The 288-nt window shown below is 53.5% G+C and carries 1 protein-coding gene; it reads right to left on the bottom strand.

Going from position 1 to position 288, the window contains the following annotated elements; translation table 11 throughout:
* Window positions 1-288 (bottom strand): ribose-phosphate diphosphokinase (gene prs, locus ACYP03_RS25690; protein ID WP_459782632.1); only part of this gene is annotated, 288 nt, incomplete at both ends.

Genomic DNA, 288 nt, shown 5'->3' with positions numbered 1-288 from the left:
ACCGAAGATGTTGTCTACCGGCACATCAAAGAAGCCCTGAATTTGCTCGGCATGCAGATCAACAGTCAGCACGCGGTCAACACCCACGTTGGACAGGAAATCAGCAACAACTTTCGCTGTAATAGGAACACGAGCAGAACGGACGCGACGGTCTTGGCGGGCATAGCCAAAGTAAGGGATAACCGCTGTGATACGGCCAGCAGAGGCACGGCGCAGGGCGTCGATCATCACGACCAGTTCAATCAGGTTATCGTTGGTTGGGGCGCAAGTCGATTGGATGATAAAGAC

It is taken from the genome of Photobacterium sp. R1 (assembly GCF_054600795.1).
The sequence above is the reverse complement of the archived record's forward strand: the minus strand, read 5'-3'. Positions and strand labels throughout refer to the sequence as shown.